Source organism: Psychrobacter sp. TB15, from assembly GCF_000511655.1.
Lineage (GTDB): Bacteria > Pseudomonadota > Gammaproteobacteria > Pseudomonadales > Moraxellaceae > Psychrobacter > Psychrobacter submarinus.
The window spans coordinates 41,753-56,303 of the sequence record NZ_AYXN01000042.1 but is presented as its reverse complement, the minus strand read 5'-3'; the positions used below and the strand labels follow the sequence as shown (position 1 = coordinate 56,303).

The following is a 14,551-nucleotide window of genomic DNA, read 5'->3' as shown; positions in this document are numbered from 1 at the left end:
TAAGGCTTGATAACCATGAATTTATTTGACGATCTATCTGATGATGACTCTAACACTAAGACTGCCGCCGAAAAAAAGGCGATTTTAGATAAAGTAAAGCTCCCAGAGGATTGGAAGCGCGCTCTAGAGGAGGAGCTGACCTCAGAGAATATGGATGAGCTGCGTGAGTTCTTAAAGCAAGCCTATCAGTCAGGTGATACTATCTATCCGCCAGCGCCTTTAATGTTCAATGCGCTAAACTTGACGCCTTTATCGAATGTCAAAGTGGTTATACTCGGCCAAGACCCTTATCATGGCGCAGGGCAAGCGATGGGTTTATCTTTTTCCGTCCCTAAGACCATACCTAAGCCACCATCGCTGAATAACGTACTAAAAGAGATGGCAAGCGATATTGGTACCACGCCCTCTAAGCATGGCGATCTAACCTATTGGGCACAGCAAGGAGTATTATTACTCAACAGCTCGTTGACGGTTCGCGAGGGCGAGCCCAATAGCCATCAAAACGCGGGATGGGAGCAGTTCACCGACAAAGTTATCGATGTGGTCAATGAGCAAACTGAGCATACTGTCTTTATCTTATGGGGCAGCAAAGCGCAGAAAAAAGGCAAGTATATCGATACCGATAAGCACCTGATTTTGACGGCGGTGCATCCTTCGCCATTAGCTGCTAATCGTGGAGGCTTCTTTGGCACAAAACCTTTTTCGAAAACGAACGATTATCTCAAGCAGCATGGTCAGACACCGATCGATTGGCAATTACCGCAGTAGCTTACTATGTTTACTATGCAAATGAGCAGTCAACGTTTATTATTATTGCCTTTGTGGCAGGTCTCTAATGCTTTGCAGCCTTTACAGGTTAATAATGAGCTATCTAGGGCAGTTACTGGTAACGAGCTGGCCAATTGTCTTTTTTGGTCACTTACAGATTACTACTGGATGCAGTATGCTTTAACGCTTGCTAAGCGGGGCGCTGGGCAGGGAGAGGTACCAGTAGGCGCCGTTTTAGTCCATGATCATAGCATTATCGGTGAAGGGTTTAATGAGCCTATAGGCCGTCACGATGCGACAGCTCATGCGGAGATGACAGCCATAAGAGCGGCTTGTCGACATCTTAATAATTATCGCTTGCCGGTGGGTACTACATTATATGTTACCTTAGAGCCTTGTACGATGTGCATCGGCGCGCTTATTCATGCGCGTGTAGGCAGGCTCGTTTATGCCGCTAATGAGCCGCGCGCTGGTATGGTCGGCAGTCAGATGAATCTGAGCACTCAGCCTTTTTATAATCATCAGATACAAGTACAACAAGGGCTATGCCAAGAGTCTAGCAGTCAACTACTAAAAGCATTTTTTCGTCAGCGCCGACAGGCGTTAAAAGCTAGTAAAATTCAGCAAACACAGCACCAGTAAGTACTGTAAGAGTAGACATGTTATCCGAAGGCTAATAAAAGCGATGCCATCGTCAGACAATGGCATCTATCTAGTGCTAGTGGCAGCCGCGTTATCTTGCTATAATATGACGCTATTTAATTGCGTGAACCTGCTTTATTAGTCGATAAAAGTTTTTAGCTAGTTACTAGCTATTACTTGAATTGATAATTGCTTCTATCAGCGTTTTGCTGACTAGGACTGCTAACCAATAATGACTGAGCCATTATGACTGCACCTGAGCTATCTAACCCCTCTGTTAAGACTGACTCTGCTAATCAACAGAGCCAAGTGTTGCCAGAACGCTTTCCTGTGATTTGTATCGACGGTCCTAGTGGTGCCGGTAAAGGTACGGTTGCTTGGCGATTGGCGCAAAGCTTGGACTATCAATTGCTAGATTCTGGAGCATTATATCGGATCGTCGGTCTAAAAGCTTTTGAGGCCGGATTGCTGGGTGCTGATGGCAGTAAAACTATTGATGAAGCTGCTTTGTTGCAGCTAACCCAAAGCTTAGACATTGCGTTTGAGCTGAACAACACCTCAGGGCGTATCGATATTATCGTCAATGATGAGCGCGTTGGTGAGCAAGTCCGCAATGAAACGGTTGGTGGTTATGCTTCGAAAGTGGCGGTATTCCCTGAAGTGCGCCAAGCTCTGTTGCAGCTACAGCAAGATATGGCTACGCGCTCAGGTCTAGTGGCTGATGGCCGTGATATGGGTACAGTCGTGTTTCCTGATGCTGATGTTAAGGTCTACCTGACAGCTAGCCCTGAGGCGCGAGCTGAACGCCGAGTATGTCAGCTAGAGCAGGCCGGACAAGTTGCGGACTACCAGGCTATCTTAACGACGATTAAAGCGCGCGACGATCGTGATGAGAACCGCAGCACTGCGCCGTCAAAGCCTGCCTCCGATGCGCTAGTATTAGATAGTTCAGCACTGCCTGCGGATGTGGTTTACGAACAGATTAAAAGCTACTGTCAGCAACAAGGGATATGCTTTTGACAGAAATATAACGATTAATGAGTCGTAAACGATGCAGTTTTAGGGTAAAATAGTAAGATTAAAGGATTGAGTCACATTTTCACTATTTGCATGGTTTCTACTTGATACTAAAAATAGTATAATACTGATTTAACTAGGTTTTTAGACTGTTGCTACTAGTGAGTTGCTACAACGACGCGCTTATTATTAACAACTGTTTTTTATATGATTTTATAAGATATAAAACCAGCATAACGTTTTATAAAATCATAAATTTGATCCGTACTGTGCTGGACAGGCTACGGCTACACAAAGGTAGATATAATGGAATCATTTGCTGAACTATTTGAAGCGAGCATCGAAGAAACAGGCTTAGATATCGAGCGTGGCTCGGTTATCACAGGTGCTGTTGTTGCCATCGATAACGACTGGATCACTGTAGATACTGGTCTAAAATCTGAAGGTATCGTCGCTCGTGAAGAGTTTTTAAGCGAAGAAGGCGAACTTGAAGTTGAAGTTGGCGATAGTGTTGATGTTGTCGTTGAAGCCGTAGATAACGGTATGGGTCAAACTTTACTGTCACGCGAAAAAGCGAAGCGTGTTGAAACTTGGAACTTCCTAGAGAAGATCGCCGATAACGATGAAATCGTTAAAGGTATTATTTCAAGCAAAGTTAAAGGCGGTTTCACCGTTGATATCGGTTCAGTACGCGCTTTCCTACCAGGTTCATTGGTTGACGTTCGTCCTATCCGTGATACCACGCATCTTGAAGGCAAAGAGCTAGAGTTCAAAGTGATCAAACTTGATCAAAAGCGTAACAACGTTGTGGTTAGCCGCCGTGCGGTTATGGAAGCTGAAAATTCAGCTGAGCGCGAAGAGCTGTTGAACAAGCTTGAAGAAGGTATCGAGATCGAAGGTATCGTTAAGAACCTAACCGATTACGGTGCGTTCGTTGATCTTGGTGGTATCGATGGTCTACTTCACATCACTGACATGGCATGGCGCCGTATCAAGCACCCATCTGAGGTGGTTGAAGTCGGTCAAGACCTAAAAGTTAAAGTACTGAAGTTTGACCGTGAGCGTAACCGCGTAAGCCTAGGTCTGAAGCAATTAGGCACAGATCCTTGGGATAACGTTGGTGGTACTTACCCAGTAGGTAGTATCGTTAAAGCTCGCGTCACCAACCTAACTGACTATGGTTGTTTCGCTGAGATCTCTGAAGGCATCGAAGGTCTAGTCCACGTATCAGAGATGGATCACACCAATAAGAACATCCATCCTTCAAAAGTCGTACAAGTTGGCGATGAGATTGATGTGATGATCCTTGATATTGACGAAGAGCGTCGTCGTATCAGCCTAGGTATCAAACAGACTCTAGCAAACCCATGGGAAGAGTTCGATAAGAAGCATGAGCGCGGTGATAAGATCACAGGTACTATCAAGTCTATCACTGACTTTGGTATCTTCATCGGTCTAGACGGCGGTATCGACGGTCTGGTTCATCTATCTGATATCTCTTGGAACGAGACTGGCGAAGAAGCTATCCGTAACTACAATAAAGGCGACACCGTTGAAGCTATGGTATTGTCTGTAGATGCAGAAGCGAACCGTATTAGCCTAGGCGTGAAGCAGTTAAGCTCTGATCCATTCAACGAATACCTAGTCGCTAATGATCGCGGCGCTATCGTTAATGGTAAAGTCAAAGAAGTTGATGCTAAAGGCGCGACTGTTGAGCTTGCTGATGAAGTTGAAGGCTATCTACGTGCCTCTGAGATTCAACGTGACCGCGTAGAAGATGCGACTAAGCATCTATCTGCTGGTGATGACATTGAAGCGAAAATCATCAGTGTTGATCGCAAAACGCGTAACATCAGCTTGTCTATCAAAGCTAAAGACGAAGCTGAAGAGCGTCAAGCGATTAAAGATCTTGGCGGTGCAGGAGCAGCTCCAGCAGCAGGTTCTGATGCTCAGCCTAAGACTATTGGTGACTTAATCAAAGAGCAAATGCAGTAAATCTCTGATTTGTTTGTATAGAACATAAAAAAAGCGACTTCGGTCGCTTTTTTTTATGTTCTAATTTCGATAGGCCTTAATATTAGTTGTCAAATACCAGATAACAAAGCCACTTTTTATAAAAAATAAAAAACTTTTAGCTAAAATGAGCAAACTTTGATTTCTATTTGTTTTTATTTGAGATATCATTTGTCACCACGAGTTTTGAGACGTAAACTAATATTAAGTGCTTGAACAAGTGCAGTTTTTTGTTTTTAATCTGACAAATCTAAATCAATAAGGCAAGTGTGACAATGCAGCAAGCGATAAATAAATCTGACTTTATTAATAATTTGAGTGTCAGCTGTGATCCAATGGCTGAGAGCGTGGTTGATGATGCAGTGCGTGAAATACTCAATCTTATGGTAGACACTTTAGCGAATGATGGCCGTGTTGAAGTACGCGGTTTTGGTAGCTTTTGTTTGCATCACAGACGCGCGCGTATAGGGCGCAACCCCAAAACGGGAGAAAGTGTACCTGTCCCTGCAAAAGCTATTCCGCATTTCAAGCCAGGTAAAGCGCTACGTGAAGCGGTCAATGACAAAATAGCGGTATAGTTACTTTTGGCTTGATATTGCAGCTAAGGTTTTGATCGAGATTAGCCTCTACCAACAGATGACTACTAACTAAAAGGTAACCCATTATGCGCTTTATACTGTTTGTCCTACTATTTCTGAGCTTTGCCTACGCGCTTGGTTTGGTATTAGCAAATAATTCTGATATTGGGGTGAATTTGTTATTCTCACAAGCGCCTGCTATGAACTTAGGGTTGCTGCTGATTTTGAGTATGACTCTGGGTATTGTAATTGGTCTTATACTGTCGTTATTACTGTTTCGAGTATTTCAGAATAAATGGGAAATTTCTCGTCTGCAAAAAAGTAACGCCCATCTACAAGAGCAGCTCAATCAAGCCAATATCGCTATCGATCGTCAAGCGAATGCACCCACCGCCGAACAAGCTGTCTATGGCACGCCAGCTCAGCCTGACGTAGTCGCTGATGAAAGTGATAACACCATTGCTGCTAAGACCAGTACCATTAGCAAAACTCCTCGTCGTTGATGGAGTTATGGTAACACTTTAATACCAAATCACTAATTACTATTTAAAAAAGCGGTAAACTCATGACGGATATTTTGGCGCCTCTCAAAGCAGTTTCTACAACCCTGACTTCTCCTGTTGTTGTGGCTTTAGATAATACTTCCTTAGACGCCGCCCTTGCTTTAGCAGATAAACTAGACCCTACGCTGTGCCGTCTTAAAGTAGGCAAGGAGCTATTTACCCGCTCAGGGCCTGCTATCGTAAAGGCGCTACAAAAGCGAGGCTTTGAGGTATTCTTAGACCTCAAGTTCCATGATATTCCTAATACTACCGCGCAAGCCGTCATGGCTGCGGCTGATTTAGGTGTGTGGATGGTTAATGTCCACGCTAGCTGCGGTTATGATGCTATGGCACTAGCAAAACAGCGCCTAGTCGAAGGCGGCTATGATACCTTGCTGATTGCAGTGACCGTACTGACCTCGATGAATCAACAGAATTTAGCGCAAATTGGAGTCAATAATGAGCTTGAAACTCAAGTCAGTAGGCTTGCACAATTGACCCAAAAAGCTGGTCTCGATGGGGTGGTTTGCTCCGCGCAAGAGGCAAAAAGGCTCAAGACATTATGCGGTGATGATTTTAAACTGATTACCCCAGGTATTCGTTTGCCAGAAGATAACAGTGATGATCAGCAGCGCATTTGTACGCCTAAGCAAGCCTTGCAAGACGGCGCGGACTATCTGGTGATCGGCCGCTCTATTACCAACTCGCCTGATCCTACTGCGAAACTACAGACTATTTTACAAAGTATAGATATCTAAGGTATAGCTGCTATCGGTATAAGCTATTATGATGAGATATCGTTAACGCCGCCTTATACTATTATAAAAAGACAACCTAGCCGTTGTCTTTTTTAGTCTCTAACGCCATATAAATAAATGCTACACTAGGTGAGCGTTTTAGCTTTATCGCTACCACGGTTTAGAGTCTACGTTGTTAACCTATTTATTATATTGAGTTGTATGAAATTCCAGATATTAAGCGATCTTCATATCGATAGCTATGTCAGACAATCGCATCCCATAGGACATATTCCAAAGACTGATGCTGATATTGTGTTGGTCGCAGGCGACACCGCTAATAGTGACAGCGGTATGCCTTGGCTACAACAGCAAGCGGCACGGCTACAAGTCCCTCTGCTAACGATTGCAGGTAATCACGAATACTTTAACGAAGATATTTTGTATTTTGATAAAAAGCTAGCGACTTGGGATAACTACGATGCGACTCAGCATTTAGGCTTGCGTTTTTTGCAGTGTCAGCATATCGACATTGGTGAGGTACGAATATTAGGCTGTACGTTATGGACGGACTATCAATATCAGGCTAATGGCGATACTATAGATATTGCCAAGCGCTTTATGCGCGACTATAAGCAAATATATGCAGGTCATGAGCTGTTTTCACCAGAGGTCTCAATGCAGATTCATGATGAGCAGCGGCAATGGCTCAAGCAAGCGCTGATAGCCGCTAAGCAGTTAGGCAAAAAAACGGTAGTGATGACTCACCATAGTATTAGCCCTTTATCAGTGTCCCAAAAGTACGCGACCTTACCGAGTAACGCCGCGTTTGTCACCGATTTGTCTGCTTGGATGTTTGAGGACTGGGCGCCAACGCTTTGGGTGCATGGTCACACTCATGAAGCCTTTGATTACCGTATCAATGACACTCGTGTTATCGTCAATCCGCGTGCTTATCCTAACGAAGTGAGCAGTACTGCTCTTGAGTTCGCTTGGGATAGAGTTATCGAAGTATAAGATAGCGAGTGGGTTTTATGATGGCTACAGTAGTGACTCAAATTGTATTTTCCCCTTATAAATAAACAGCTCGTTATACTATCTTTTATGACTAATACTACTGATCCTAAGCATACTAACTCTCATGTGAGTGTGCACTCAAGACATAGTCCAAGCATGCCAGCTCCAGCGCATCTGCCAGATAGCATGATGTCTTCTGTTGGGGTGTTGCCTGAGGACAAGCGGCTGATATTATTTACTCGGCACTCTTTACGTGAGCGCTCAGACGGTAACGGTTTTGCCAGTTATCAGCTGCCTTTGACTCCTAGAGGCCGCGTGTTAGCCAAATCTTGGGGACGCTGGCTCGCAGGGCATCTGCCGTACTCCTTAGATGTGGATAGTCTCTCAAGTCCGATAGGACGCTGTATAGACACCGCTATGCTCATGCAACAAGGCGCAGGTCTTAGCCGTAGTATTGTCCATCAATCACTACTGGTAGAGCCGGGTAGCTTAGTCACCGACCCTGAGATTGCCAATCCGATATTTAAAGAGATTGGCGTGCTGAACTTTATCAATCGTTTTTTGCAAAACAATCTTGAGGGGACCAAGAATCCCTATCAAGGCGGCTTAGATATTCTCTCACTATTTTATCAACATCAGCCGCAGCCAGGTCATATGCTGCTAGCAGTGAGTCATGATACCTTGTTATCGGCATTCTTAGCGGTCATGCTCGACTTTATAGAGATCGACTGGAATGATTGGCCTAAAATGATGGAAGGGGTGTTTTTATGGTTCGATGAAGGCGCTTTTGAGAAGGTGAACGCGAACTTGATATGGCGAGGTGAGCATTATATCCGCCCAGTGAGTCATTTGTTAGAGAGCTATTATAGTGCTTCAGGCTTTGGTAGTGATAAGCTGCTGCTGCCGTCAGAGGTAAAATGGGATTGAGATAACTGAGCTTGTAGTTAATCACTGAGCTTGTAGCTAATCACTGAGTTTGTAGTTAATAACTAAGCTTTCAGCTATTTCCGCCAGCTTAATAGTTATTGTATAGCGCCAATAGGCTTCACTAACTTACACCCGTAGAAACTAACAGCCATAAAAAAACCTTGTCTCAGCATTTTAGCCTGTGACAAGGTTTTTTAGATTTAAACCTAGCAATCTAAATAAGAGAATACTCTTATGATTAAGCTTGTAAGCCTTTGATTGCTTTGTTCAAACGGCTCTTACGACGAGCAGCTTTATTCTTGTGAATAATGCCTTTGTCAGCCATACGGTCTAAAACCGGTACCGCTTTGTTGTAAGCTTCAGTTGCCGCATCATAGTCTTTTGACTCGATAGCTGCATCTACACGCTTAAGGTAAGTGCGAACCATAGAGCGCTGTGAAGCAGAGTGTTGGCGACGTTTGGTGTTTTGACGGGCGCGTTTACGAGCTTGTGCAGTATTAGCCACGCGTATCTCCTTGATAAAGACAGATAAAAATATGAATGTTGAATACAGTAATAGTTTTAACCATCATCGGTGACGAGCAGCCGTCTCGCCAAACATGATGTTGATGCCAAATGTACAGTAAGTCATCAAAGGCGTCAAAGCCGTTTGGAATAATTAAATAGCTTCGACGTGTAAAGCCGGTCATTTTAACAAATTCTTGCTCTAAGAACAATATGTTTGAGCGAAGAAGCATAAAGAAGTGTGTATTTAAGTAGCAGTAATATGATATCGCTGCTATTCATTGAAGCGACTAGACGCCTTTTGTGGACAAAGTTTCTACTTTATCGATATTTACTTCTGCCATCGGTTTTTTGATAAAATCTCTTACAATTAATGATAAGCAATCATAGAGTGAATCGGTTAACTTATAAGAGTTATTGTCGATAAGACTAAAATATATGAGACGATAACCAAAAGATTGACTATAAAATATTTGACTATAAAGATGGATAAGCTATGCAGCGAAAAGCAATTGTAATTGGCGCCACAGGCTTGGTAGGGCAATACTTAGTAAAGCAATTAAGTGAGATTTATGACACTTTAATCGTGATTGCGAGACGACCGCTGCGTTACATCAATGCCAGTATTCATTTTTATCAAGTGAATGACTTCGATAACTTAGCCGAAGTATGTACCAATATTGGCGCTGATCAAAATACCGATGCTTTTAGCTGCTTAGGGACCACTCGCAAGCTAGCCGGTAGTGATGAGGCATTTCGTAAAGTCGATCACGATTATAACGTCAGTTTTGCAAAATTATGCCGAGAAAAAGGCGTAGAGAATTTCTTTTTATTATCTGCAATGAATAATGATATCGACAGTCGTTTCTTATATAACCGAGTAAAAGCAGAGACCGAGCAGTCTATTAGAGCATTGGGTTTCAAACAGCTCCTTATTTTTCGTCCCTCGTTATTACTGGGTAAACACAAAGGGCGAACGCTTGAGAATGTGAGTCAAAACATCTTTAAGGTGTTTTCGCCTTTGGTACCAGAGTCGCTATCCATCCATCCTATTAGTGCTAGACGTGTCGCAAGCGCGATGACTATGAGCGCTAATAACCTTTATGAGCGCCGCAAATTTCAGTCCGCTGATCTGCCTAGCACTACAAGTATTATTGAAAATAAGCAGATGCTTGCGATGACGCGAGTAAAACACTAGTATGAATATATGACTCGCTAAGTAAGCCCGCTCTTATAAAATAGCCTAAGTAAAAATTATCAATAAAAACTGAACAAGGAAGATAACTATGCCAGATATTAACGAGATGACGAAAGAAGATTTTGTGACCTGCGACTTATTAGATGCTAATCCTGAATCACAAGTTTGCTTGCCTAATATCGAAGGTAAGTCGTTTTATAGCTTTGGCGGCAAAGATAAATTCTGCGGTGAGATTGTCACGGTTAAGTGCTTTGAAGATAATAGCCGCGTGAAAGCGTTATTGAATAGTAATGGCAAAGACGCTGATGGCAACGGAAAGGTATTAGTTGTCGATGGTGGCGGTTCTATGCGCTGCGCGCTGCTTGGTGATATGATCGCGCAAGCGGCTATTGATAATGGCTGGGCAGGCGTTGTGGTCTACGGCTGTGTCCGTGACGTCGATGATATGGCGCAGATGGACATAGGAGTAATGGCATTAGGCTGTATCCCGCGCAAATCAACGCGCCGTGATGAAGGGCAAACGGATATTGAAATTAGTTTTGGTGATTTGACGCTTAATTCTGGTATGTTTGTCTATGCTGACAATAACGGCATAATTGCTAGTGATAAAGCATTACTGTAGCAGCTCGATTTATATAGCGATTAAATTTATAAGTCAGATATCGACATCAAGATCAAAAAGTAGCTAAGTACTGATGCAAGTTCGCGCTTAGCTATGTTTATTGGATACTCTTAAACTAACTATCCATACCTCTAAAATGAAAAGCGTGGAACGGACAAGTCCTCAAACTGACAAACCGTTACCGCATAACTTTTGGTCAATGGCTAAAAAATTCGTATAATATCTCTTTATTTTTCATCTCCCTTATCCGCTAACTTCGATACTACTCTTTATGCCTATCACTGCTTTGACTGACGCTTTTTATCCTATTAACAAGCAGCTTTTTCCTATTAAGGATCATCAGCGGCGCTGGCTGGCGCCTGTGCATGGGGCGGTGAGTAGCCTTTGGCTTGCAAGCTTGGTCAATACTGAGTTATGGCAGGTGGCTGATCGGCTCAAGATTATGGTAGCGCGCGATCAAAACCAGCTCAATCAGATTGAGACTGAACTGGCGTTTTGCGGCGTCGATGCTTATGTGTTCCCTGATTGGGAGACTTTGACTTATGATGAGCTATCGCCGCACCAAGACATCGTCAGTGAGCGTATCAATCTATTGACCGATATGCCGACGACAGGGGTGCTATTGATATCGGTGCAGACACTGATGCAGCGAGTCGCGCCGCCAAGTTGGCTGATCGGCCAGCACTTTGACTTGAGCGTAGGTGATATCTTCGATATCAATACTCAGCGCGAACTACTGGCAAAAGCAGGCTACCGAGCAGTCGAAAACGTCTTTGAGCCTGGTGAGTTTGCGGTACGCGGTAGTATCATCGACATCTTTGCTATGGGTCAGCCGTTTCCACTGCGTCTTGATTTGTTTGATGATGAGATTGAGACTATTCGTTTTTTTCATCCGCAAACGCAGCGCACTTTAACTGAAGATGATTTGCGAGCTATGCTATCGGGTAACGACAGTAGCATGGGCGCAGAGTCGCTGTCGCTATTACATAAGCTCCCTGATATCTCAAAACCCATTAAGAAATTCCAAATCTTGCCTGCTAAAGAATTTCCACTGGATGAAGGCCGCGAAACCTTCAGAACAAACTTTGCTGCGATGTTCCCAAATGCCAGTAGCCGCAAGTTTGAATTACATAAAGACGTGATGGCAGGGATTGCGAGTAGTGGTCTTGAGTATTATCAGCCGCTGTTTTTTGATCTAAATAATTGGCAAGAAGAGAGTAGTTTATTTAATTATCTGCCCAGTGACGCGCTATTTATTACTGATGAGCTTATCGGTGAGCGGCAAGTCGATTATTGGTCGCAAATACAGCGCCGTTATGAAGAGCGTCGCCACGATATCGATAAGCCAATACTTGCGCCTGAATTCCTATATTTGCCTGCTAATCGCTTTAACGAACAGCTCAATCAGTATCCGCGCGTGATCGTTAGCGCTCGCGGCGAGCTGGCGACGAGTCAGACTCAGGCGGCAATGGAGGATAACAGCTCAGATAATCAAAAGGTGCAAGGACTAGTGACCTTAAGCGCCCAAGAGCCGCCGCAGTTGTCTGTCAACCACCAAAAATCTGAGCCTTTAGCTGATCTGTTAGCTTTCCTAGAAACACAAAACCAAACGGCAACGCCGGTGTTAATCGTTGCTGAAACCGCAGGCCGGCGTGAAATTCTCATTGAGTTATTCAAAGGTAAAATTGAGACCAAAGCTTATGATAGTTTTAGAGACTTTTTAGCTATCGATCATAGCAGCATAGCTCATAACGACCCTAATAAGCATAGTCGTTTGCCTCATGTTGGGTTGACCGTCGCACCGATTGAGCGCGGCGTTTATGTGCCTGAGCGCTTAGTGGTGATCAGCGAGACACAACTGTTTGGCCGGCAAGTGCTGCAAACGCGCCGTCGGCGTCAAAGCGGGGTCTCAGAAGAGTTCTTAGTTAAAAGCGTCACTGAGCTGACCCAAGGTAGCCCTGTGGTGCATATTGAGCACGGTATAGGGCGCTATGATGGCTTAATCCTTCTAGATGTAGGTGATGGTGAGCAAGAGTTTATTCACTTAAAATATGCTGATGATGCGAGTATTTATGTGCCCGTAGCCAATCTGCAAATGATCAGCCGTTACAGTGGTGGCGATCCGGCCTTAGCGCCACTGCATAAAATCGGTAGCGGCAAATGGGACAAAGCCAAACAAAAAGCCTTACAACAAATTCATGATGTAGCGGCTGAACTCTTAAACATGCAGGCAAGACGTGAGGCCAAGGTCGGTATCCATTTTAAGATTGAGCCGTCGCAGTATGAGCTATTCGCCAGCCAGTTTGCCTTTGAAGAGACGCCCGATCAAGCCAATGCCATTCACGCAGTGATGGAAGACATGCGCCAAAACCAACCGATGGATCGCCTGATCTGCGGTGATGTTGGCTTTGGTAAGACAGAAGTGGCGATGCGAGCCGCCTTTATTGCGGTTAGCGCCGGTTATCAAGTGGCGGTGTTAGTACCGACGACGTTGCTTGCCGGTCAGCATGAAGATAACTTTCGCGACCGCTTCGCCGATTGGCCAGTGCGCATTGAGACTTTATCGCGCTTTGGCGGCAAAAAACATCAAGATACAGTGCTTGCAGATTTGGCCGCTGGTAAAGTGGATATCATTATTGGTACGCACAAGCTGCTACAAAAAGACGTCGAGTTCTCCAATTTGGGTTTGATGATCGTTGATGAAGAGCACCGTTTTGGCGTACGTCATAAAGAGCGTATCAAGGCCATTCAGACTGATGTCGATAGTTTGTCGATGACTGCCACACCGATTCCGCGTACGCTCAATATGGCGCTGTCTGGTATGCGTGATATGTCGATTATCGCCACACCGCCTGCGCGCCGCTTAGCGATCAAGACTTTTGTCATGCAAAAGACCGAAGCATTAATGAAAGAGGCGATTCTGCGAGAGCTGTTACGCGGTGGGCAAGTCTATCTTCTGCACAATGATGTGGCGAGTATTGAGCGCATGGCAGAGACGATACGTGAGTTGGTACCAGAAGCTAGAGTAGGTGTCGCGCATGGGCAGATGCAAGAGCGGCAACTTGAGCAAATCATGCAGCAGTTTTATCACAAAAAGTTTAATGTATTGGTTTGCTCAACCATTATCGAGACCGGCATCGACGTGCCTAATGCCAACACCATTATCATTGAGCGCGCAGATAAGTTTGGACTTGCGCAGCTGCATCAACTGCGTGGCCGCGTAGGCCGTAGTCATCATCAAGCGTACTGTTATTTACTGGTGCCATCGCTCAAAGGTCTAAAAGGTGATGCAAAGCGCCGACTACGCGCTATCGAACGCGCTAATACGCTTGGCGCTGGTTTCATGCTAGCAAGTGAAGATTTAGAGATTCGCGGGGCAGGCGAGATATTAGGTAAGCAGCAAAGCGGTAATATGCAAGCGATTGGGTTTAGCCTCTATATGGATATGCTCGAGCGTGCGACTAAGGCGATTAAAGCGGGTAAAGAGCCTGATCTCAATACGCCATTGTCGCTGACTAGTGAAATTAACTTGCATAGCTCAGCGCTTATCCCAGAGGAGTACGTGCACGATGTGCATCAGCGCCTGCTGTTTTATAAACGTATTAGTAATGCTGATGATATTGACGCCCTCACCGATATCCGTACGGAGATGATAGATCGCTTCGGGGGGCTACCGGATCAAACCAAGCAGCTATTTGCTGTACATGGTCTGCGGCTGCAAGCTGAGCCCTTGATGATCAATAAGATTGATGCCAATAGTAGCAGCGTCAGCTTAGAGTTTGCCCCTGATACCCCAGTCGATGCTTTGGCTATTATTAAACTCATTCAATCAAATGGACAAAAGTATCGGATGAATGGCGCCTCAGGTATCCGCTACAGTGATGTAGATAAGCTAGAAAGCGCTGAGCAAAGAGTCAAAGCTGTGGAGAAGCTACTAAAGTACTTTAGCGAGCATATGACAGCAGAGCCGGCTTAAGGGAATTGCT

Annotated in this window: 13 protein-coding genes; 12 read left to right on the top strand and 1 reads right to left on the bottom strand. The window is 44.5% G+C overall.

All coding sequences use genetic code 11. The features are described from left to right. The first annotated feature begins 15 nt into the window (after nt 1-15). From W234_RS0111845 to W234_RS0111805, 9 genes are all read left to right on the top strand, one after another. Nucleotides 16-768 (top strand): uracil-DNA glycosylase, encoded by a 753-nt coding sequence (locus W234_RS0111845; protein ID WP_025647050.1) that lies wholly within the window; start codon nt 16-18, stop codon nt 766-768. A 6-nt stretch (nt 769-774) separates the two neighbouring features. Further along, a complete protein-coding gene (gene tadA / locus W234_RS14045; RefSeq protein ID WP_025647049.1) occupies nt 775-1,410 on the top strand; it encodes a tRNA adenosine(34) deaminase TadA in 636 nt (211 codons plus the stop codon). A 246-nt stretch (nt 1,411-1,656) separates the two neighbouring features. Continuing rightward, nucleotides 1,657-2,430, top strand: coding sequence for a (d)CMP kinase (gene cmk / locus W234_RS0111835; protein WP_025647048.1), 774 nt, complete (start codon nt 1,657-1,659; stop codon nt 2,428-2,430). A 303-nt stretch (nt 2,431-2,733) separates the two neighbouring features. After that, nucleotides 2,734-4,422 (top strand): 30S ribosomal protein S1, encoded by a 1,689-nt coding sequence (rpsA, locus tag W234_RS0111830; RefSeq protein ID WP_025647047.1) that lies wholly within the window; start codon nt 2,734-2,736, stop codon nt 4,420-4,422. A 293-nt stretch (nt 4,423-4,715) separates the two neighbouring features. After that, on the top strand, nt 4,716-5,018 hold the full coding sequence (locus W234_RS0111825; protein WP_025647046.1) for an HU family DNA-binding protein: 303 nt from the start codon (nt 4,716-4,718) through the stop codon (nt 5,016-5,018). A gap of 86 nt (nt 5,019-5,104) precedes the next feature. Then, complete coding sequence (locus tag W234_RS0111820; RefSeq protein ID WP_025647045.1) at nt 5,105-5,521, top strand: LapA family protein; 417 nt, start codon at nt 5,105-5,107, stop codon at nt 5,519-5,521. Nucleotides 5,522-5,583: 62 nt separating this feature from the next. After that, the gene (gene pyrF / locus W234_RS0111815; RefSeq protein WP_051397488.1) at nt 5,584-6,318 is read left to right on the top strand and encodes an orotidine-5'-phosphate decarboxylase; all 735 of its coding nucleotides are present in this window, start codon (nt 5,584-5,586) and stop codon (nt 6,316-6,318) included. A gap of 201 nt (nt 6,319-6,519) precedes the next feature. After that, nucleotides 6,520-7,314 carry a metallophosphoesterase gene (locus W234_RS0111810; RefSeq protein WP_025647043.1) on the top strand — a complete coding sequence of 265 codons (795 nt, stop codon included), beginning with the start codon at nt 6,520-6,522 and terminating at the stop codon, nt 7,312-7,314. Nucleotides 7,315-7,401: 87 nt separating this feature from the next. Then, nucleotides 7,402-8,241 (top strand): histidine phosphatase family protein, encoded by an 840-nt coding sequence (locus tag W234_RS0111805; RefSeq protein ID WP_025647042.1) that lies wholly within the window; start codon nt 7,402-7,404, stop codon nt 8,239-8,241. Between the two features lie 238 nt (nt 8,242-8,479). Here the strand turns inward: W234_RS0111805 and rpsT are convergent, their stop codons facing one another. Further along, entirely contained in the window at nt 8,480-8,746 is a 267-nt protein-coding gene (gene rpsT, locus W234_RS0111800; RefSeq protein WP_025647041.1) for a 30S ribosomal protein S20, read from the bottom strand. Nucleotides 8,747-9,241: 495 nt separating this feature from the next. Here rpsT and W234_RS0111790 point away from each other — a divergent pair, with 495 nt between their 5' ends. From W234_RS0111790 to mfd, 3 genes are all read left to right on the top strand, one after another. Beyond that, nucleotides 9,242-9,943 (top strand): NAD-dependent epimerase/dehydratase family protein, encoded by a 702-nt coding sequence (locus W234_RS0111790; RefSeq protein WP_025647039.1) that lies wholly within the window; start codon nt 9,242-9,244, stop codon nt 9,941-9,943. A gap of 106 nt (nt 9,944-10,049) precedes the next feature. Next, nucleotides 10,050-10,565 (top strand): ribonuclease E activity regulator RraA, encoded by a 516-nt coding sequence (gene rraA / locus W234_RS0111785; protein WP_025647038.1) that lies wholly within the window; start codon nt 10,050-10,052, stop codon nt 10,563-10,565. A gap of 271 nt (nt 10,566-10,836) precedes the next feature. After that, entirely contained in the window at nt 10,837-14,541 is a 3,705-nt protein-coding gene (mfd, locus tag W234_RS0111780; protein ID WP_025647037.1) for a transcription-repair coupling factor, read from the top strand. Nucleotides 14,542-14,551 lie beyond the last annotated feature (10 nt).